Below are 18,609 nucleotides of genomic sequence, written 5' to 3'. Positions count from 1 at the left end.
CCAACAAGCGTATCGCCTTGACAATTGACCTTTATTGGCAACACTCGAACGCAATTCAACTCACCAGGCCGCCACGATGTCCAGCATGCAGTATGACCAGCCCGTGCGCCAGGTGGGCTACGCCGGCCTTGGCGTGATCGGCCTTCCGATGGCCAGGCGCATCCTGGACGCCGGCTTTGAACTCCACGTCTGGAACCGCAGTGCGGACAAGGCGGCCCCGCTGGTGGCAGCCGGTGCAAAGCTCGCAGCCTCACCGGCCGACCTGGCTCGCAACGCACAGGTGATCTGCGTCTGCGTGACGGACGATGCAGCACTGGAGCAAATCGTCTTTGGCGACAACGCAATCACCTGCGCAGGCCGGCAAGGGCTGGTCATTGCCGATCACTCGACGATCCACCCCGCAGCCACGCGCCAATTTGCACAGCGCGTCGTAGAAGCTGGAAACGCATGGGTCGATGCGCCTGTGACCGGCGGGCCTTCCGGGGCGCAGCAAGGCACGCTCACCGTCTTTGCCGGTGGCGAAACAAGCGATGTCGAACGCGTGCGCCCGGTCATCATGAGCTTCGCCAAACGTATGACGCACCTGGGCCCCGTCGGCAGCGGCCAGGCCGCGAAGGCTTGCAACCAGATGGTGAGCTTCGGCACAGCGGCGGTTCTTGCGGAGGCGCTGAACCTTGCCGCGAAGCTCGGCCTCGATGTGGCGCATCTGCCCGAAGCGATGGAAGGCGGGCTCGCCGATTCAGCCGTGCTCAGGCGCTACGCGCCAATGATGTTGAGCGGCGAACTCACAGGCTCTGCACTCACCGCATTGAAGGACCTGGAAATCATCTCGGACCTGGCTGCTGAGGCAGCTGCGCCGATTCCGATGACTGCGCTGCTGACGTCGCTTCATCGCATGCTGGCGGGCCAGGGGCATCACCTGGGTGGAATGGCGGGCGTGTTGCGGCTCTACCGCGAGCAGGGGCTGACGACTAGGCCTTGATGCCCAACCTGCGCGCCAGCTTGTGCAGGTTGCTGGCATCCAGCTGCAAGTGCCGCGCGGCAGCTGCCCAGTTCTGCCCGTGCAATTCCAGGGCCTGCCGTATCGCCTGACGCTGGCTCGCCTCGACCACCTCATTCATGGACGCGAGTTCGGGCACCGTGATGCCAACCAAAGCAGATGGGCGCTCAGGCATGGAGGCGCCCGCCGATAGTTCCAGCGCATCCAGGTCCAGCATGTCCGCTTCCAGCGTGACGATCTCCTTGCGGCTCGCGCCCCGGCTCACCGCCTTGAGCGAGGCACGGCTGATCACATGCTCCAGTTCGCGAATGTTCCCGGGCCAGCGATAGCGACGCAGCGCGTCCTCTGCACCACCGGACAGCCGCAGGCTGCGCAAGCCCAGCCGCGCGCGATTGAGTTCGAGGAAGCGGCCGGCCAGCAGCAACACGTCATTGCCGCGCTCACGCAGCGGCGGTATCAGGATGGGATACACCGACAGCCGGTGATACAGGTCGGCGCGAAAAGTCCCGTCGCGTACATGGTCGCGCAAGCTGCGATTGGTCGCGGCGATCACGCGCACATCGACGCGGCGGGGCCGGTCTGCGCCCAGGCGCTGGATCTCGCCGTTTTGCAAGGTCCGCAGCAGCTTGGCCTGTATCGACAGCGGCAGCTCGCCCACCTCGTCCAGGAACAGCGTGCCGCCGTCGGCTGCCTCGAAGCGACCCGGCCGGTCGCTCACCGCACCCGAGAACGCGCCGCGCGCATGACCGAAGAGTTCGCTCTCGGCCAGCGATTCGGGCAATGCCGCGCAGTTCACATGCACCAGCGGCTTGCCCGAGCGGCGCGACAGCCGATGCAGCCGATGCGCGAACAACTCCTTGCCGACGCCAGTCTCGCCCAGCAGCAGCACCGGCAGCCCCGAGTCCGCCACCACCTGCAGCTCGTGCAGCAGATGCGTGATGGCCTCGCTCTGGCCGACGATCTCATTGTCTTCGCCCGGCGGCGCATTGCCCGATGGCACGGCAACACCACTTAATCGCAGCGCGCGAATTTCAGCCTCCATTCGCGTGACGCGCACAGCCGCTTCGATCGCGCAGGCCAGATGGGCAAGCTCGCCCTGCGCGACGCCGTCAAATGCGCCGACCGTCAAGGCGTCGAGCGTGACCACACCCCAGCGCTTGCCCTCCACGTCCAGCGCCATGCCCATGCAGTCGTGCACCGCCAGCGGCTCACCGATGCGTTCATCGATCAGGCCGTCATAGGGGTCGGGCAGCACGCTGTCGTGATGAAAGCAGGTCACGCCGCGCCGCTGCAGGATGGCTGCCAGCCGCGGATGGTCCTTCACCGCGAAGCGGCGCCCGAGCGCGTCGTCGACCAGTCCGTCCACGGCAACCGGACGCAGCTGTTCTTCTTCGAGCTTGAGCAAGGCCACCGCGCCGCATCCGAAGTGCGCCCGCAAGCTGCCGACCAGCCGCTGCAATCGCACCGCCACGGGCAGGTCGGCGACGAGGTCGGTGAGCAAAAGAAGCTGGATCGCGGAGATGGTCATATCAACCCCGCATGGTATTTCAGACCCGGCGCAATCACGGTATTTTTGACCGTCTGATTTGCAAGTCTTTGATTCAGCTCATCTTTTATCTGGCACGCGGCTCGCTCACTTCTTTGCATATTCAAAAGGAGGACGACCGTGCAATCCATCAAACCCATAGATCCGCCGCCGGGCCAGCGCGACTGGAGCACCGCCACATGGCCCGAGTTGAGCGTTCATGTGCTGACCCGCTACCACGCAGCCCATCGCGAGCAATTGCCCGACCTGATCCGGCTGGCTCGCCTGGTCGAACAGGCGCACGCGGGACACCCTGACTGCCCGCACGGTCTGGCCGACGCACTGGGGGCTTTGTCGCAAGAGCTGGAAAGCCACATGCGCAAGGAAGAGGACGTGCTGTTTCCGCTGGTCTCGCTGGGCCAGGGCGCGAGCGCCGGTGCGCCGATCATGGTGCTGCGCAGCGAGCATGAGCAGCAAGGCGCTGCGCTGCGCCGACTCGCGCAGCTCACGCACGACATGACAGCGCCACGCTCGGCATGCGAGACCTGGCGCGGGCTCTATGCGGGCCTGCGGACATTTCGCGAAGACCTCATCGCGCACATCCACATCGAAAACAACATCATGTTCGAGCGCTGCGCGCCGGCCGTGGTGAACTGACAGGAAACGACTCATGGGTCCCTACAAGAAACTCTGGTTCACGCTGATCGGCGTGATGATCGTGACCTTCTCGCTGCTGGGCTATTTCGGCGCCGAGGTTTACCGCAAGGCCCCGCCGATTCCGGCGCAGGTCACCACACAGGACGGCCAGGTGCTGTTCGATCGCGAAGGCATCCTGGACGGCCAGACCGCATGGCAATCGGTGGGCGGCATGCAGCTGGGCTCCATCTGGGGACACGGCGCCTACCAGGCCCCCGACTGGACCGCCGACTGGCTGCATCGCGAACTGGTGGCGTGGCTGGAAATCGCTGCGCAGCAAACGCACGGCAAGGCGTACACCGCACTCGACGGACCGGCGCAAGCTGCCCTGCGAGAGCAACTGCGCGCCGAGTACCGGGGCAACGGCGTTGACCAGGCGCAGGTGCTCAAACTGTCGCCGCGCCGCGTGCAAGCCATCGCGCAAACCGCGAGCTACTACGACCTGCTGTTTTCCGACGCGCCCTCGCTGCAAAAGAGCCGCGAGCACTTCGCCATGAAGGAGAACACCTTGCCCAGCGCCGAGCGCCGCAAGCAGATGACGCAGTTCTTTTTCTGGACGGCCTGGGCCGCCGCTACCGAGCGCCCCGGCCAGAAGGTCACCTACACCAACAACTGGCCGCACGAGCCGCTGATCGGCAACCAGCCGAGTTCGGAGAATGTCGTCTGGTCGATTGCGAGCATCGTGGTGCTGCTGGCCGGTGTCGGCTTTCTCGTGTGGGCCTGGGCATTTCTGGGCAAGCACGACGAGCCCCTGCCCGCGCCTGCCGAGCGCGACCCGTTGACCACATTCGCGCTGACGCCGTCGCAACGCGGCCTTGGCAAATACCTGTTCCTGGTGGTGGCCCTGTTCACCTTCCAGGTGCTGCTGGGCGGGTTCACCGCGCACTACACCGTCGAGGGGCAACAGTTCTACGGCATCGATGTCTCGCGATGGTTTCCCTACGCGCTCACGCGCACATGGCACATCCAGGCGGCCCTGTTCTGGATCGCCACCGGCTTTCTCGCCGCGGGCCTGTTTCTCGCGCCGCTGATCAATGGCGGCAAGGACCCGAAGTTCCAGCGCATCGGCGTTGACGTGCTCTTCTGGGCACTGGTCGCTGTGGTGGTCGGCTCGTTCATCGGCAACTTCCTGGCGATCGCGCAGGTGATGCCGCCGCAGTGGAGTTTCTGGCTGGGCCACCAGGGCTATGAATACGTGGACCTGGGCCGCTTCTGGCAGATCGGCAAGTACATCGGCATCCTGCTGTGGCTGGTGCTGATGCTGCGCGGCGTCGTGCCCGCGCTCATGACCAGGGGGGGCGACAAGAACCTGCTCGCACTGCTCACCGCATCGGTGGGCGCGATCGGCCTTTTCTATGGCGCGGGCCTGTTCTACGGCGAACGCACGCACCTGTCGGTGATGGAGTACTGGCGCTGGTGGGTCGTGCACCTCTGGGTCGAAGGCTTCTTTGAAGTGTTCGCAACCACGGCGCTGGCCTTCATCTTCGCCACGCTGGGACTCGTGACCGCGCGCATGGCGACAACGGCCAGCCTGGCATCTGCATCGCTGTTCATGCTCGGCGGCATTCCCGGCACCTTCCACCACATGTACTTCGCAGGCACCACCACGCCGGTCATGGCGATTGGCGCGAGTTTCAGCGCGCTCGAAGTCGTGCCGCTCATCGTGCTCGGGCACGAGGCCTGGGAGAACTGGCGCCTGCGCGACCGCGCACCGTGGATGGCCAACCTGAAATGGCCGCTGATGTGCTTCGTGGCGGTGGCGTTCTGGAACATGCTGGGCGCTGGCGTCTTCGGCTTCATGATCAACCCTCCGATGTCGCTGTACTACGTGCAGGGCCTGAACACCACGCCCGTGCACGCACATGCCGCGCTGTTCGGGGTCTACGGCTTCCTGGCGCTCGGCTTCACGCTGCTGGTGCTGCGCTACCTGCGGCCCAACCTGGCGTTCAGCGCGCCCTTGATGAAGACCGCGTTCTGGGGGCTCAATGCGGGCCTCGTGCTGATGATCTTCACCAGCCTGCTGCCCATTGGCATCATCCAGTTCCATGCGAGCGTGAGCGAAGGTCTCTGGTATGCGCGCAGCGAGGAATTCATGCAGCAGCCCCTCTTGCAAAACCTGCGCTGGGTACGCACCTTTGGTGACGTGGTGTTCATCGTGGGCGCCATCGCGATGGCTGCGCAGGTGGTGCTGGGCCTTGCGGGCAAGTCGGCTGCAAGGCCGCATGGTGTTGCGCCCGTGGGTTTTGCAGACAACGCGCAACTGGCTGAAGTGAAATAACGGAGCCTGGAACAGATGGCAAACGATCTTTGCACCGAAGAAGAAGTCACGCGCCTGGTGCACGACTTCTACGCCCGTGTGCGCAAGGACGAAGTGCTCGGCCCGATCTTCAACGCGCACATCAGCGACTGGGACCGGCACCTCGCGCGGCTGGTCGACTTCTGGTCGGCGATCCTCTTGCGCACCGGTCGCTTCACCGGTGCGCCCATGCCCAAGCATGCCGCCCTGCCCGGCCTGACAGCCGAGCTGTTCCAGCGGTGGCTGGGCCTGTTTCGCGAAGTGGCCGCAACGCAGCGCAACCAGGCGATGGCCAGCCAGGCCTGCGCGATGGCCGAGCGCATCGCGCAAAGCCTGTGGCTGGGTTATCAGATGAATCGCGACGCGAACGCATCGCAGTCGCCGATTGCATCTCTGCTTTAGCAACGCGCTTGGCGCAACTACTTGCGCAATCGACTTTTCCCTACGAGACAGTCTCATCGGCATTCAGATACTGATGAGACTGTTTCATCGCATCTGATGGCGCAGCGCAAGGCAAGCCTTGCTCCACAACACCATTCGAGGAAAACAATGTCAGACAGCAATCCAACCAACAAAGATCCCATCAGCGGCGCACCGGGCGCCCATCCAGTGGGCACCGGCGCCGGCGCTGCAGGCGGAGCAGTTGCAGGAGCCGCCATCGGCTCCGTGGTCGGCCCTGTCGGCACCGTCGCTGGTGCTGTCGTCGGCGCGATCGCAGGCGGTCTTGCCGGCAAGGAAGTCGCAGAGAACGTGAACCCCACCGTGGGCGGCGCGCCCAGCGAGCACAAGCTGGGCACCGGCGTCGGCGCAACCGGCGGTGTGCTCACCGGTGCAGCAGTCGGTGGCGCGATGGGCGGCCCGATCGGCGCTGTCGCCGGCGCTGCCATCGGCGCAGCTGCAGGTGGCTCTGCCGGACGCGGCGCTGCCGAAGTGGTGAACCCCAAGGCAGACGATGAGCTGCACGAGCACAACCTCGCATCGGGCACGGGCACGGGAGCTGGCGCAGTGGCCGGTGCCGCCGTTGGCGCAATCGGCGGCCCCATCGGCATGGCCGCAGGCGCAGCGATCGGCGCAGTCGCCGGCAACATGGCCGGCAAGGGTGCCGCGCAGTTGGTCAACCCTGCCGACGAAGACGGCTATTGGCGCGACAACTACCGCAGCACGCCCGGCTATGTGGATGGCTACACCTACGACGACTACGCACCCGCGTACCGTTCGGGCTATACCGCCTACACACCCGGCGCGGCCTACGAAACCCATGAAGCGCGCCTGCGCTCGGACTGGGAACGCACCAAGGGCGCATCGCGTCTTTCGTGGGAAGAGGCCAAGCACGCCAGCCGCTCGGCCTGGCACCGCGTCGAGCGCGCGATTCCGGGTGACTTGGATGGCGATGGCCGCTAAGTAAACGAGTTCTTCCTCTCCAGGGCCGCGCCTTGCGGCTGCTAAACAAGCCTGGAGAGAGTTCCAGACAAAGTGCCCCGTCAAACCGGGGCATTTTGTCGTCAGTCGAGAAAGAAGATAAGCGCCAACCCCGTGGCGTTGTTGAGGGCGTGCGGCACGAGCGCTGCCGTGAACGCGATCGGCAAGGAGGATGGTCGCCAGGCCAGATAGGCAGACGCGAAGACGAAGAAGCCCCAGGCAGCAGTGAAACCCCAGGTGGGGCTAGCGATCGAATGGAGCAACCCGGCAATCACGCCTGCAGTGACCGCGATAAACAACTTGCTCGACGAGCCCAGTCTCAGGAGTTCAACCCAGATGCAGAGAAGCAACGTCTCCACAAAGGGCACGAAGACTATCGACTGGAGTGAGGATGCCCACGAGTTCCCGGTACTCGCAAAGCGCGCAGTCCGCTCGATCCCAAATACATATATGGCCCCGTGAACCAATCCGCCGATCACGAAGGACCCCCCTACGACGATCGCCCACAGCGACACGATATGCCTCCAGAGAGGAGACATCGCATCGAACAGAATTCGCCTGAACAATTGCATAAATGTGAGCGACGGCTCAGCCGTCGCCTGGCGTGTCAGCGCTTATGCGCCTTGCGTGAAGATGGGGCTGAGTTCCCAATTGACGCCATTGTTGTTCTGCACTGGTGCCCCGTCCTTAATCAGCCAGTTCCAGTACATCTTGCCACCCTCCTTGAGTAACTCAAAGCCGATCTCTCGAACCAGGAAGGATCCAAGATCTCCAGCAACGACATCACGATCAGCGGGCGCTACGGTCTCGACAGCGTAGAAATTACCGGACCAATCATCGCCGCTATATAGCTCGATGCTTGGTGTCCAGACCTCCGAAACATAGTCCCACGGACTGCCGCCATCGAGTCCACCTAGGCCGCCGCCGCCCTGACCTGGATCGTAGAAATTCGGGATCGCGTAGCCACCGCCGTCCCCGTAATCACCGCCTATGAGTTCAATTTGCATGTTTTATTTCCCTGTAAATGCCCACGTTGGGCCACCTTCACTCGACACCGTGTCGAGGAACTCGAAGGGAGACGCTTGCACCATTGGTGCAAGCGTCTCCCGCAAATTCGGCTGACATGAGGTTCGCTGCAATTGCTGCAATCGCTGTGGATCGACAACAACCTTGAACCGCATGTCACGAGGCAGGACTGTAGGCCGCTGGATCTCGATCATCCAGTGAAAAGGTTACCTTTACTCTTGTGAATTAAATGGTCCCGATACACACTCTCGCTCGTAGGCCCACTGAACACACGGCGGGCGAACTGCGCCACCGGTTGCAGCTGCAGTTCGCCCGCGTATCAGGTTCGGCCGCCCGAGTCTCTCGACAAACTAGCCAACGCGGCTCGCCGGCTTTGCATGCCGAGCGTGATTGCACGCGCTGTGACTGATCGCGAGATTTTCGATGTGGCTGCTGCCGCCATCGACCAGCGGCAGGATGTGTTCGAGCGTCGCATCTTCCAGCAGCACCGGCTCCCGGCAGATCCAGCACGGCACGACGCCATGCAGTTGACGGGCGACGGTGCGCCAGATCTTGACGCGGGTGAGGGAGAGGCTGGTCATGGTGCGGGAGGTTATCGCGGAATGTGGGGTTCGCCTGCCTTCGCCACTTCCTGCTTCAACCAGGCTGCGAAAGCCACGAGCGGCGGATAGCTGGCCCGACTCGTCGGCCATACCAGGTGATAGCGCGATGAACTCTCGACCTCGCCGCGCGCAATGGCTGGAACCAGGTGACCGCCGCTGAACTCTGGCTCCATGAGGAACCGCGGAAGCAGCGCCACACCCAGGCCCGCTGTCGCGGCTTGCGCTGCCATGGCGAACTGGTCCACGAGCATTCCTGGCACGTGGTCTGTCACCACGCCCTTTGCATGGAACCAGTCGCGCCATCCGCCCGGCCGGGTGGACAAATGCAACAGCGGTGCACCCAGCAAGTCGGCCGGGCGCGCCAGCTTGAGTGCACGCCTGAACGCCGGGCTGCATGCGGGCACGACCGTCTCGCTCATCAGCGTCTCGAACTGCGCACCCGGCCAGACAGCCGTGCCGAAATGTACCGCCGCATCCAGGCCTTCGCTGCGGAAATCGAACGGTTCCAGGCGCGTTGTGAGGTTGACCGTCACACCCGGGTGCGCAGCAAAGAAGTTCGCAAGCCGAGGCGCCAGCCACCGCGTGCCGAATGTCGGCAACACAGCGAGCTGCAAGGTGCCGCCGTGCGGGCTGGCCCGAAAGCCCAGGGTCGCCTGTGAAATGCGATCCAGCGCGCCACGAATATCGCGCGCATACGCCTCGCCCGCCGTGGTGAGCCGGATGGTCTGCCGCTCTCGCACAAACAGCTGCGACCCGAGTGTTTCCTCAAGTGAGCGAATCTGGCGGCTGACTGCGCTTTGCGTGAGATGGAGCTCTGCGGCTGCGGCAGTGAAACTTTGCAGACGCGCAGACGCCTCGAAGGCGCACAACACACCGGTGGATGGAATGAAGCGTCGCATGAGAGCCATGTGTCATTCTATTTTGGAATGACCTGCGGGCCAAACTGTCGTTTGCTCACCAATGAGCTACTGCCGAAAATTGCATCAATCCCGCCGAACATCCTGCTCCCTGCTCATGAACGCTTCCCACCGTACCGTCTCCAGTGACCTCTTGCGGGCGCGCTTTTCGCAGGCGATGTCAGACCTGTACCGCGCCGAAGTTCCGCTCTACGGCGAACTGCTCGAAATCGTGGCCGATTGCAACCGCGCCGGTGCCAGTGCCACTGCGCCAGGCACCCTGGATGAACGACTGCCGGTGGAGCGCCACGGCGCGATCCGGCTTGGAACGCCGCAGGAATTGCGGGCCATGCGGCGCGTACTGGCAGTCCTGGGCATGCAGCCGGTCGGCTATTACGACCTTGCCCCTGCCGGGGTGCCCGTTCATTCCACCGCCTTCAGGCCGGTCGGGGCTGACTCGCTGGGACGAAGTCCTTTCCGGCTTTTCACCTCGCTCTTGCGGCTTGAACTGATCGCAGACGCGGGCTTGCGCCAGCAGGCAGCCACGATCCTCGCAAGGCGCCAGATCTTCAGTGATCGCCTGCTTGCGCTTGTGGCGCTTCATGAAAAAAACGGTGAGCTGTCAGGCGCGCAGGCCGACGAATTCCTGCAGCATGCACTGGATGTGTTCCGGTGGCAGCGCACGGCAGCGGTGTCGCATGCAACCTATGAGACCCTGCACCGCGCCCATCGACTCATCGCCGACGTCGTGTGCTTCAAAGGCCCGCACATCAATCACCTGACGCCTCGCACTTGCGACATCGATGCGGTGCAGGCTTGCATGCGCGCGCGGGGCATCGACGTCAAGGAGTCGATCGAAGGGCCGCCACGCCGGCGCCACCCCATCCTGCTGCGCCAGACCAGCTTCAAGGCCCTGGAGGAGGCGGTCGCGTTCAGCGACGGCATCACCGGCTCTCACACCGCGCGCTTTGGCGAGGTCGAGCAGCGCGGCATGGCGCTGACGCCCAAAGGGCGCGCCTTTTACGACAGGCTGCTTGCGCAAGGTGACGCGCCAAACCGGTCGGACGATGTCTTCGCCGGTTTTCCCGACGATCTTCAAACGCTGCGCGACGACGGTCTGGCCTATTTCCGCTACTGGGCCGAGGGTACGACCCTTCGTTGCGAGCCGCTGGTGTACGAGGACTTCCTTCCGGTCAGCGCTGCTGGCATCTTCCAGTCCAACCTGGGCAGCGCGGATCCGCCGAGCTTCATGACCGGCTCGGCCAGGGATGCATTCGAGCTGGCACTGGGTTGTCCGGTCCTGGACGAGATGGCCCTTTACAAGGACGAGTCCGAAACGTCGCTGCGGCAGGCGCAAGCCTTGCTCGCAACGACTTGCGCAGCGCTACAGGAGCAGGCATGACACCCAGCACGGGCATCGCACCGGTCGCCTTCTCCCGAAGCTTTGCCGACCCCGAAGGCTCCCCGATCCGGGAACTGTTTCGCCATCTGGCGCAACCCGCAATGATCTCGTTCGCGGGAGGCTATCCATCGCCCGCCCTGCTGGACGCAGAAGGCCTTGAGCAGGCCTGTGCGCAATGCTGGGGGGACGCAGCCGCGTCGCTGCAGTACGGACCCACCGAAGGCAACGCCGACCTGCGCGAATCGCTTGCCGGTCTGTCGCGCGGGCGCGGCGTGGCGTGCGACGCGCGCGACGTACTGGTCACAACCGGCTCGCAACAGGCGTTCGACATCCTGGTGCGCATCTTCATCGAGCCAGGCGACGCGGTGGTCGTCGAAGCACCCGCCTACCCCGCCGCACTGCAAGCCCTGCGACTGGCCGGCGCGAGCATCCTGCAAGTACCTGTCGATGAGCACGGAATGCAGGTGGACATGCTGCGCGAGATGCTGGCCGTTCGCGGCACCCAAGGCCGTCCAAAGCTGCTCTACACAGTGCCGAACTATTCCAACCCGTCGGGCACCCTGCTGTCTGCCGAGCGGCGCACGGCTTTGGTCGCCCTGGCGATCGAGCATGGCTTCCTGATCATCGAGGACGACCCCTATGGGCAGTTGTACTTCGATGAGCCGCCAGGCGACAGCCTGCATGCCGTGGGCCGCACTTGCGCCGGTGCATCGAACCCGGTGATTTACCTGTCAAGCCTGTCCAAGACAGTTGCGCCCTCCCTGCGAATCGGCTGGATGGTGGCGCCGGACCGGGTGCTGCGCCGCAGTGTAGTTGCCAAGCAGACGATGGACCTGTGTACATCGCCGCTGGCCCAGCGCATCGCGGCAACCTACCTTGCCCTTGATCGCTACGAGGCGGCGGTGCTGCGCAGCCGCGCAACCTACGGCGCACGCATGCAGGCAATGACATTGCACATCGACAACCACCTGCACGGCCAGCTGACGTACCTGCGGCCCCTGGGCGGCATGTTCATCTGGGCCCGTACGGTCGCGCCGGTCGATCCCGACCGGCTCTTCCACGCATGCGTCAAAGCGGGTGTGCTTTTCGTCCCCGGCAAGGCGTTCTTCGCAGCGCAGCCCGACCGCCATGCAATGCGCCTGTCGTATGCAGCGCCCGACATCCACGACATCGGCGAAGGCGTCAATCGCCTGGCCGGTGTGTTTCGCCAACTTCAGGAGCAACCCACATGACCACGCTCGCCGACACCGTATCCACACTACTTTCCACGCTGGGCGTTCCCGCCCAGGGCCTGCACGACGGCCCGCTGACGGTGCGTTGCCCCATCGACGGCCAGACGATTGCACGCCTGCACTGCCTGCCCGCTACCGAAGTGGACACCGTGGTGCAACGCGCGCAGCAGGCATTCGCGACCTGGCGAACAGTACCCGCGCCGCGCCGCGGCGAACTGGTGCGGCTCCTGGGCGACGAGTTGCGGTCGGCCAAGGAACCACTGGGCAAACTGGTGTCCGTCGAAACCGGCAAGATCCTTTCCGAGGGTCTGGGTGAAGTCCAGGAAATGATCGATATCTGCGACTTCGCTGTCGGCTTGTCCCGGCAGCTCTACGGTCTGACCATCGCCTCCGAGCGCCCCGGCCACCGCATGATGGAAACCTGGCATCCGCTGGGTGTGGTCGGCGTGATCAGTGCGTTCAACTTTCCGGTGGCGGTGTGGGCCTGGAATGCCGCCCTGGCCCTCGTGTGCGGCGATCCCGTCATCTGGAAGCCCTCGGAAAAGACGCCCCTGTCCGCACTGGCAACCCAGGCGCTGTTCGAGCGCGCCATCCAGCGCTTCGGCGACGCACCGGCCCACCTGTCGCAGGTCATGCTCGGGGAGCGCGATGTCGGTGAGGCGTTAGTGGACCATCCGCTGGTGGCGCTGGTGTCGGCCACGGGCAGCACCCGGATGGGCCGCGCCGTAGGGCCGCGCGTCATGCAGCGCTTCGGGCGGGTGCTGCTGGAACTGGGCGGCAACAACGCGGTCATCGTCGCGCCCAGCGCTGACCTCGACCTGGCCGTGCGCGGCATCGCTTTCGCGGCGGCAGGAACTGCGGGCCAGCGCTGCACGACCACCCGCCGCCTGATTGTCCACCGCAGCATCGCGCCAGCGCTGCTGGATCGCCTGAAGGCGGTGTACGCGAAGCTTCCTGTGGGCAATCCGCTCGAAGGCAATCTTGTCGGCCCGCTGATCGATCGCGCCTCGTTCGATGCGATGCAGGCCGCGCTGGCGGCCGCGCGCGCCGAAGGTGGCCGCGTCACCGGAGGCGAACGCGCGCTGTCTGCGCAATTTCCCGATGCGTACTACGTGCCGCCCGCCATCGTGGAGATGCCTTCGCAGACCCAGACGGTGCGCAACGAAACATTCGCGCCCGTCCTCTATGTGATGGTGTACGACACGATCGAAGAAGCGATCGCGCTGCAAAACGACGTGCCGCAGGGCCTGTCGTCCGCCATCTTCAGCAACGACCTGCGCGAAGCCGAACTCTTTGTCTCGGCTGCGGGCTCGGACTGCGGCATCGCCAATGTGAACATCGGCACTTCGGGCGCAGAGATCGGCGGTGCATTCGGCGGCGAAAAGGAAACCGGCGGCGGGCGCGAATCGGGATCGGACGCATGGCGCGCCTACATGCGCCGGGCCACCAACACGGTCAACTACTCGCGGGACCTGCCACTCGCGCAGGGCGTGCGGTTCGACGTGTAGCGCCCCGGCTCAACCCACCGGATGCTTCAGGCGATAAAGCGCCACCAGCATCCGGTCACGCATCGTTTCCAGTTCTTCGACAGAGCGCGCGCCCTGGCAGTGGGCGACACCTTCGATCAGGCTCGCGCGCTGTTCGGCACTCAACTGGATTCGTGCAACGCGGTCGGTGCTCGTTGCTTCCTCGGCTCCGAATTTGGCGAAGGTCCCGGCCATCCCTTGCGCACCGCCGGCCATATGGAAGTTGATGAACGGTCCGACGAAAGGCCAGCGCATCCCCGGTCCCCAGTTGACCGCCGTCTCGATGTCTTCAACCGTGGTGACGCCTTCCAGCACCAGCCGCGCTGCCTCGTTGAAGAGCGCGTTCTGCAGCCGGTTGGCCACGTGTCCGTAGACCTCGCGATGCAGCCGCACAGGCTTTCTCCCGATCGCGGTGTAGAACTCGTGGGCGATCGCAATCGAGCCAGGGTCCGTTGCTCTTCCACCCACCAGCTCCACCAGCGGGATCAGGTGCGGCGGGTTGAACGGATGGGCCGTGAAACAGCGACCCGGATACTGGCAGCGCACCTGCATGTCCGACATCGCCAGCGCCGATGTGCTGGAGGCGATCAGCACATCGGGGGCGGTCGCTGCATCAATCTGTTCGAGCAGCGCGACCTTCATCGACAGCACCTCCGGTCCGTTTTCCTGGACCAGGCCGCAGCCGCTGACCGCATCCGGGATGCTCGAATGGAAGGTGAACCTGTCCGGGTCTGCACCCGGAACAACCAGGCCCATCGCCTCCAGCTGGGGCCATGCTTTCGCAACATAGGCACGGGCGCGATGCTCTGCAAGCGGATCCACATCAGTGGCTGCCACCGCCAGGCCCCTTGCCAGGAAACAGGCGGCCCAGCTCATGCCGATCTGCCCCAGGCCGACGACTGCAACAGGGCGGCCCAGCAGGCCCTGCAACGATGTGCGGGATGCTGCTGCGCAAGTGGATGGTGACGCTGTAGTCACCGCGCTGGACCGCAGGACCGCATGGTCAACGCCCTGCTGCTATCGGGCTGCGGCGCTTGAGCATGTGCACCACAGCCACGATCGTGAGTACAAAGACAAGCATCAACGTCGAGACTGCCGCGAGCGCCGGACTGGCTGCAAGGATCATCTCGGACCAGAGTTGCTTGGGCAGCGTCGCACTGAGCCCGCCGGTCACGAACAGCGCAATCGTGAGCTCTTCGAACGAGGTGATGAATGCAATCAGGAATGCAGCGAGAAGGCCCGTCCTGATCAAGGGCAAGGTCACGTGCCAGAGCCGCTGCCAGGAACGTGCACCCAGCGTGCAGGCAGCCTGGTCCAGGCGCTGGTCATAGCCGCTCAGTATCGCCATCAGGGTCACGAAGGTGTACGGAACGCAGACCAGCGTGTGCCCGGTCACCAGGCCGAGATCGGTGCCGACCAGGCCCAGCGGCGCGAAGACCAGGAACAGGGCCACGGCCAGCAGGATGTGCGGGATGATCATCGGTGCCACCATGGCGGCCATGATCAGCTTCTGGCCCACGATCTTGCGGCGCGTCAATGCGATGGCCGCCGGAAGGGTCAGCGCCACAGAGAACGCGGCCGCCAGCACCGCGACATAGATCGAATGGACGCCAGCTCGCACCCAGGCACCTGAACCCAGCACCAGTTCATACCACCGCAGCGAGAAGCCCTTGGGCGGCCACTCGATGAAGGCACCGCTTCCAATGGACATGGGTACCAGGAACAAGGTAGGCGTGAGGAGAAACGCGAGCACGATGACGGCCGCTGCCAGCAGCACAGGCGAATGCCTGCCTTGCTGGCGGCGCAGCCGCGACCGCGCGGTGTCGGCCAGGGACGCTACTGCATCCGACATGCTGCCCAGCAACCCGAGCAGGTTGCGCCCGAGCACGCGCGCAAAGCCGGAGTGGTTCACCGATCGGCCTGCGGCGGCGCGTCCCAGCAGCGCATCCATGCCGAACACCTTCGCGAAGACGGCCAGGACCAGCAGCGTCGCCAGAAGAATGAGCACGCCAATGGCACCGGCGAAGCCCCAGTTGAGCAACTGCTCGACCTGCACGATCATCACCTGGGCCACCATCACATCGCGGCCCGAACCCAGAAGCGCCGGAACCACGAAGGTCCCCAGGCATCCCATGAACACCAGCAGGAAGGCCGACACGAGCCCGGGCATGGACAGTGGAAAGAAGATGCGCCAGAACGCCTGGCCGCCGCCCGCGCCCAGGGTGGACGCAGCACGGATCAGGCGCTGGTCGATGGTCTGCATGGTGGCAACCATCACGAGCACTGCAAGTGGCGTCCAGGCGTTGACCATGCCCATCATCACACCACCGTAGTGATACAGGAACTCCAGGGGTCGCTCGGTGATCCCCAGCCAGGCAAGGCCGCTGTTGATCGGCCCGTTGCGACCCAGCACAACCAGCCATGCAAACGTGCGCACCAGAACCCCGGCCCAGTACGCGGCCAACACGCCCATCACAAGCGACAGCGCCAGCGACTTGCCGGCGCGCGCGATGACAAAGGCGAGTGGGTAGCCAATAGCCACGGACAACGCCGCAGTCGAAAGAGACATCTTCAATGTCAGCAAGAGGCTGCTGACATACGCGCTTGTTTCGAACAGGCGAATGAAGTGCTCCAGCGTCCATTGCCCGCTCGGCGAGACGACGCTTCTGGACAGCAGCAGCGCCAATGGCACGAAATAGGTGACGGCCAGGAACACGAGTACCGGCAGTGCAGGCACGCCGTGCATCAGTCGCGTGCGCCATGCACGCAGGGAGCTGGGGACAGCCGCAGTCACGATGCAGGCCCGCCCAGAATGACAGCGGCATCGCGGTCGAACCCCAGGCGCACTGTGTCGCCGGCGCGCACGGCGATCCCGCCGAACGAACTGGGCAGCGCAGCGATCACGGGGGTACCGTCAGCCAGGTGCGCATGCACCCGTGTCAGGGCGCCGGTCAGCACGACCACATCGACGCTGGCCTCGATCTGGTTGTCTGCACCCTGGCCCGGGGACAGCAGCCGCAGGCTTTCGGGACGCACGATCAGCCATGCGTCGGTCCCGGCATCGGGCACTGCAGTGCGACTGCTGACTTCAACGCCATCGAGCAATACACGGCCAGCCGAAGCGCGCATCAAACGGATCTTGTTCGACTCGCCGATGAATCCCGCTGCGAACAACGAAGCGGGCGAGTAATAGAGTTCGTGCGGTGTGCCGATCTGCTCGATGCGACCCTCGTTGATCAGGCAGATGCGGTCGCTCATGACGAGCGCCTCCTCCTGGTCGTGAGTGACATACACAACGCTCGCGCGCCGGGCCTGGGCCAGCCGGCGTATCTCGATCTGCATGTGGTCGCGCAAGCGCTTGTCCAGCGCGCCCAGCGGTTCGTCCATCAGGATGATCGCCGGCTCATAGACAAAGCACCGCGCGAGCGCAACCCGCTGCTGCTGACCGCCCGAGAGCTCTGCGGGCAACCTGTCGACCAAGCCCGAGAGGCGAACCACCTCCAGCACTTCGTCGACCTGCTTTTTGATGTCGGCTTCGCTGCGTCTGCGCATGCGAAGCGGGAAGGCGACGTTTTCGTAGATCGACAGGTGCGGAAACAGCGCGTAGCTCTGGAAGACGACGCCAATGCCCCGTTTTTCGCTGGGCACGTGCGTCGCGTTGCGGCCGTCGATCCAGATCTCGCCCTCATCGGGTTCCACCAGTCCGGCGATCAGCGACAGCAGTGTGGTCTTGCCCGAGCCCGACGGGCCCAGCAGGGTGAGGAACTCGCCGTCGCGCATCGCCAGATCTGCCGCAGCCAGCGACACGGTGTTGCCGTACCGCTTGGTGAGACCGCGCACTTCAAGCTTGAGGCGCGATCCCCCGCAGGCACCTTGTGGTGGATTCGGGTGCACTGCTATCACTTGAGCATCCACGCGCCAAACCGCTCGATAGCCTTGTCCTTCGTGGTTGCCCAGAAGGTGTTGTCGATCTGCAGGCCGGCCTTGCGGTAATCAGGGTAGGTGCTCAGCTGCGCGGCGCGCTTGGGGTCGATGAACTCGAAGGCTTTTGGATTTGCGGGACCGTATGTCATGTATTTAGCAAGTATTGCCTGCTGGCGAGGTGCCATGGTGAACGCCACGAATTCGCGTGCCGCCTCGACTTTGGGCGTTCCCTTGAGAATCGTCCAGCCTTCAACGTCGTGGATGTTCTGGTTCCACTGGATTGCCACCGGCGCGCCGGCATCGATCGCGCGCTGCGCCGTGCCGTTCCACATCTGCGCCATGTCCACTTCGCCGGACTGCATCAGCTGCGCGGACTGCGCGCCCGAGGTCCACCAGACATTCACATCCGGCCTGATCTTCTGGAGGCTGCGATAGGCGCGGTCGAAGTCGCACGGATAGACCGCGTTCTGTGGCACACCGTCGGCCATCAGCGCAATCTCGGTCGTGTCGAACGGGTGGTTGCGAAGCGCCCTGCGCCCCGGGAAGTCCTTTGTGTTCCACAGGTCGCGCCAACCCTGCGGCGCGGTCTTGAACTTGTCCGTGCGATAGGCAAGCACGGTCGCATAAATGTCCACGCCCGCGAAATACGGCGTCCGATAGCCGGCAGGCAGATCGTCAATGGCAGAGCCCTGGATATTGAGCATCTCCAGCAGGTTTCCCGCGACCAGCGACTGCTCGGCGGACCGGCTTAGCAGGGCTACGTCCCAGATATACGATTTGGCCTCGACCATGGCCTTGATCTGCGCCGTTGGCTCGTGGGCCGCCGCAGCGGGGATCACCTTGATCCCGGTCTTCTGCTCGAACGGCAGATAGAAGGCATTTCGGTAGGCCTCCACATAAGTGGACCCAGGGTCACGCACGGTGATGCTGGTGGGTCGCCCCTGCGCCCGGGCACTCAGCACGGGAGAAGCGACGGCGGCGGCCGAAACGGCGGACAGAAAGCGACGACGACTGAGATCTTTCATGAGTATTTCCCGGCTGTGTGAAGTTGAAATGCCCTGTGGG

The 18,609-nt window shown here is 64.4% G+C and carries 17 protein-coding genes; 8 read left to right on the top strand and 9 right to left on the bottom strand.

What is annotated here, in order from left to right:
- Positions 1 to 85 precede the first annotated feature (85 nt).
- The gene (locus AQ12_RS12650) at positions 86 to 982 is read left to right on the top strand and encodes an NAD(P)-dependent oxidoreductase (RefSeq protein WP_161799028.1); all 897 of its coding nucleotides are present in this window, start codon (positions 86 to 88) and stop codon (positions 980 to 982) included.
- Here the strand turns inward: AQ12_RS12650 and norR are convergent.
- Positions 972 to 2,528: a nitric oxide reductase transcriptional regulator NorR gene (gene norR / locus AQ12_RS12645; protein ID WP_048440277.1), complete on the bottom strand. Its 1,557-nt coding sequence runs from the start codon at positions 2,526 to 2,528 to the stop codon at positions 972 to 974. The genes AQ12_RS12650 and norR overlap by 11 nt on opposite strands.
- Before the next feature lie 138 nt (positions 2,529 to 2,666).
- Here norR and AQ12_RS12640 point away from each other — a divergent pair, with 138 nt between their 5' ends.
- The 4 genes from AQ12_RS12640 (at position 2,667) to AQ12_RS22145 (ending at position 6,918) form a co-directional block, all read left to right on the top strand.
- Positions 2,667 to 3,182, top strand: a complete 516-nt coding sequence (locus tag AQ12_RS12640) for a hemerythrin domain-containing protein (RefSeq protein ID WP_053076709.1) — start codon at positions 2,667 to 2,669, stop codon at positions 3,180 to 3,182.
- A 13-nt stretch (positions 3,183 to 3,195) separates the two neighbouring features.
- Positions 3,196 to 5,499 carry a nitric-oxide reductase large subunit gene (locus tag AQ12_RS12635; protein ID WP_048440276.1) on the top strand — a complete coding sequence of 768 codons (2,304 nt, stop codon included), beginning with the start codon at positions 3,196 to 3,198 and terminating at the stop codon, positions 5,497 to 5,499.
- A 15-nt stretch (positions 5,500 to 5,514) separates the two neighbouring features.
- Complete coding sequence (locus AQ12_RS12630) at positions 5,515 to 5,919, top strand: group III truncated hemoglobin (RefSeq protein ID WP_048440275.1); 405 nt, start codon at positions 5,515 to 5,517, stop codon at positions 5,917 to 5,919.
- A gap of 147 nt (positions 5,920 to 6,066) precedes the next feature.
- On the top strand, positions 6,067 to 6,918 hold the full coding sequence (locus tag AQ12_RS22145; RefSeq protein WP_053076708.1) for a glycine zipper domain-containing protein: 852 nt from the start codon (positions 6,067 to 6,069) through the stop codon (positions 6,916 to 6,918).
- Between the two features lie 101 nt (positions 6,919 to 7,019).
- Here the strand turns inward: AQ12_RS22145 and AQ12_RS12615 are convergent, their stop codons facing one another.
- The 4 genes from AQ12_RS12615 to AQ12_RS12600 all read right to left on the bottom strand — a co-directional run bounded on the left by AQ12_RS12615 (position 7,020) and on the right by AQ12_RS12600 (position 9,472).
- Positions 7,020 to 7,451 carry a hypothetical protein gene (locus AQ12_RS12615; protein WP_152682780.1) on the bottom strand — a complete coding sequence of 144 codons (432 nt, stop codon included), beginning with the start codon at positions 7,449 to 7,451 and terminating at the stop codon, positions 7,020 to 7,022.
- 99 nt (positions 7,452 to 7,550) lie between these two features.
- Positions 7,551 to 7,943 carry a hypothetical protein gene (locus AQ12_RS12610; RefSeq protein ID WP_048440274.1) on the bottom strand — a complete coding sequence of 131 codons (393 nt, stop codon included), beginning with the start codon at positions 7,941 to 7,943 and terminating at the stop codon, positions 7,551 to 7,553.
- Positions 7,944 to 8,312: 369 nt separating this feature from the next.
- On the bottom strand, positions 8,313 to 8,543 hold the full coding sequence (locus AQ12_RS12605) for an HNH endonuclease (RefSeq protein WP_048440273.1): 231 nt from the start codon (positions 8,541 to 8,543) through the stop codon (positions 8,313 to 8,315).
- Positions 8,544 to 8,554: 11 nt separating this feature from the next.
- Positions 8,555 to 9,472: a LysR family transcriptional regulator gene (locus AQ12_RS12600; RefSeq protein WP_048440272.1), complete on the bottom strand. Its 918-nt coding sequence runs from the start codon at positions 9,470 to 9,472 to the stop codon at positions 8,555 to 8,557.
- A gap of 106 nt (positions 9,473 to 9,578) precedes the next feature.
- Between AQ12_RS12600 and AQ12_RS12595 the strand changes: the two genes are divergently transcribed.
- Genes AQ12_RS12595 through AQ12_RS12585 form a run of 3 tightly spaced genes read left to right on the top strand, consistent with a single transcriptional unit; the run spans position 9,579 to position 13,602 of the window.
- Positions 9,579 to 10,862 (top strand): VOC family protein, encoded by a 1,284-nt coding sequence (locus AQ12_RS12595; protein WP_048440271.1) that lies wholly within the window; start codon positions 9,579 to 9,581, stop codon positions 10,860 to 10,862.
- Positions 10,859 to 12,094: a PLP-dependent aminotransferase family protein gene (locus tag AQ12_RS12590; RefSeq protein ID WP_048440270.1), complete on the top strand. Its 1,236-nt coding sequence runs from the start codon at positions 10,859 to 10,861 to the stop codon at positions 12,092 to 12,094. Before AQ12_RS12595 ends, AQ12_RS12590 begins: the two co-directional genes overlap by 4 nt.
- Positions 12,091 to 13,602 (top strand): aldehyde dehydrogenase family protein, encoded by a 1,512-nt coding sequence (locus AQ12_RS12585; RefSeq protein WP_048440269.1) that lies wholly within the window; start codon positions 12,091 to 12,093, stop codon positions 13,600 to 13,602. The genes AQ12_RS12590 and AQ12_RS12585 overlap by 4 nt, the downstream gene beginning before the upstream one ends.
- A gap of 9 nt (positions 13,603 to 13,611) precedes the next feature.
- Here the strand turns inward: AQ12_RS12585 and AQ12_RS12580 are convergent, their stop codons facing one another.
- Genes AQ12_RS12580 through AQ12_RS12565 form a run of 4 tightly spaced genes read right to left on the bottom strand, consistent with a single transcriptional unit; the run spans position 13,612 to position 18,569 of the window.
- Positions 13,612 to 14,598, bottom strand: coding sequence for a 3-hydroxyacyl-CoA dehydrogenase NAD-binding domain-containing protein (locus AQ12_RS12580; RefSeq protein WP_048440268.1), 987 nt, complete (start codon positions 14,596 to 14,598; stop codon positions 13,612 to 13,614).
- Between the two features lie 25 nt (positions 14,599 to 14,623).
- A complete protein-coding gene (locus AQ12_RS12575; RefSeq protein ID WP_053076706.1) occupies positions 14,624 to 16,414 on the bottom strand; it encodes an ABC transporter permease subunit in 1,791 nt (596 codons plus the stop codon).
- On the bottom strand, positions 16,411 to 17,460 hold the full coding sequence (locus tag AQ12_RS12570; RefSeq protein WP_238587712.1) for an ABC transporter ATP-binding protein: 1,050 nt from the start codon (positions 17,458 to 17,460) through the stop codon (positions 16,411 to 16,413). Before AQ12_RS12570 ends, AQ12_RS12575 begins: the two co-directional genes overlap by 4 nt.
- A 59-nt stretch (positions 17,461 to 17,519) precedes the next feature.
- On the bottom strand, positions 17,520 to 18,569 hold the full coding sequence (locus AQ12_RS12565; RefSeq protein WP_048440267.1) for an ABC transporter substrate-binding protein: 1,050 nt from the start codon (positions 18,567 to 18,569) through the stop codon (positions 17,520 to 17,522).
- Between the last annotated feature and the right edge of the window lie 40 nt (positions 18,570 to 18,609).

Origin of the sequence: Caenimonas sp. SL110, assembly GCF_001044395.1 — a bacterium.
In the GTDB taxonomy this organism is placed as follows: Bacteria; Pseudomonadota; Gammaproteobacteria; order Burkholderiales; family Burkholderiaceae_C; genus Ramlibacter.
Note: the sequence above shows the minus strand (reverse complement) of the source record. Positions and strands in the feature narration are given on the sequence as shown.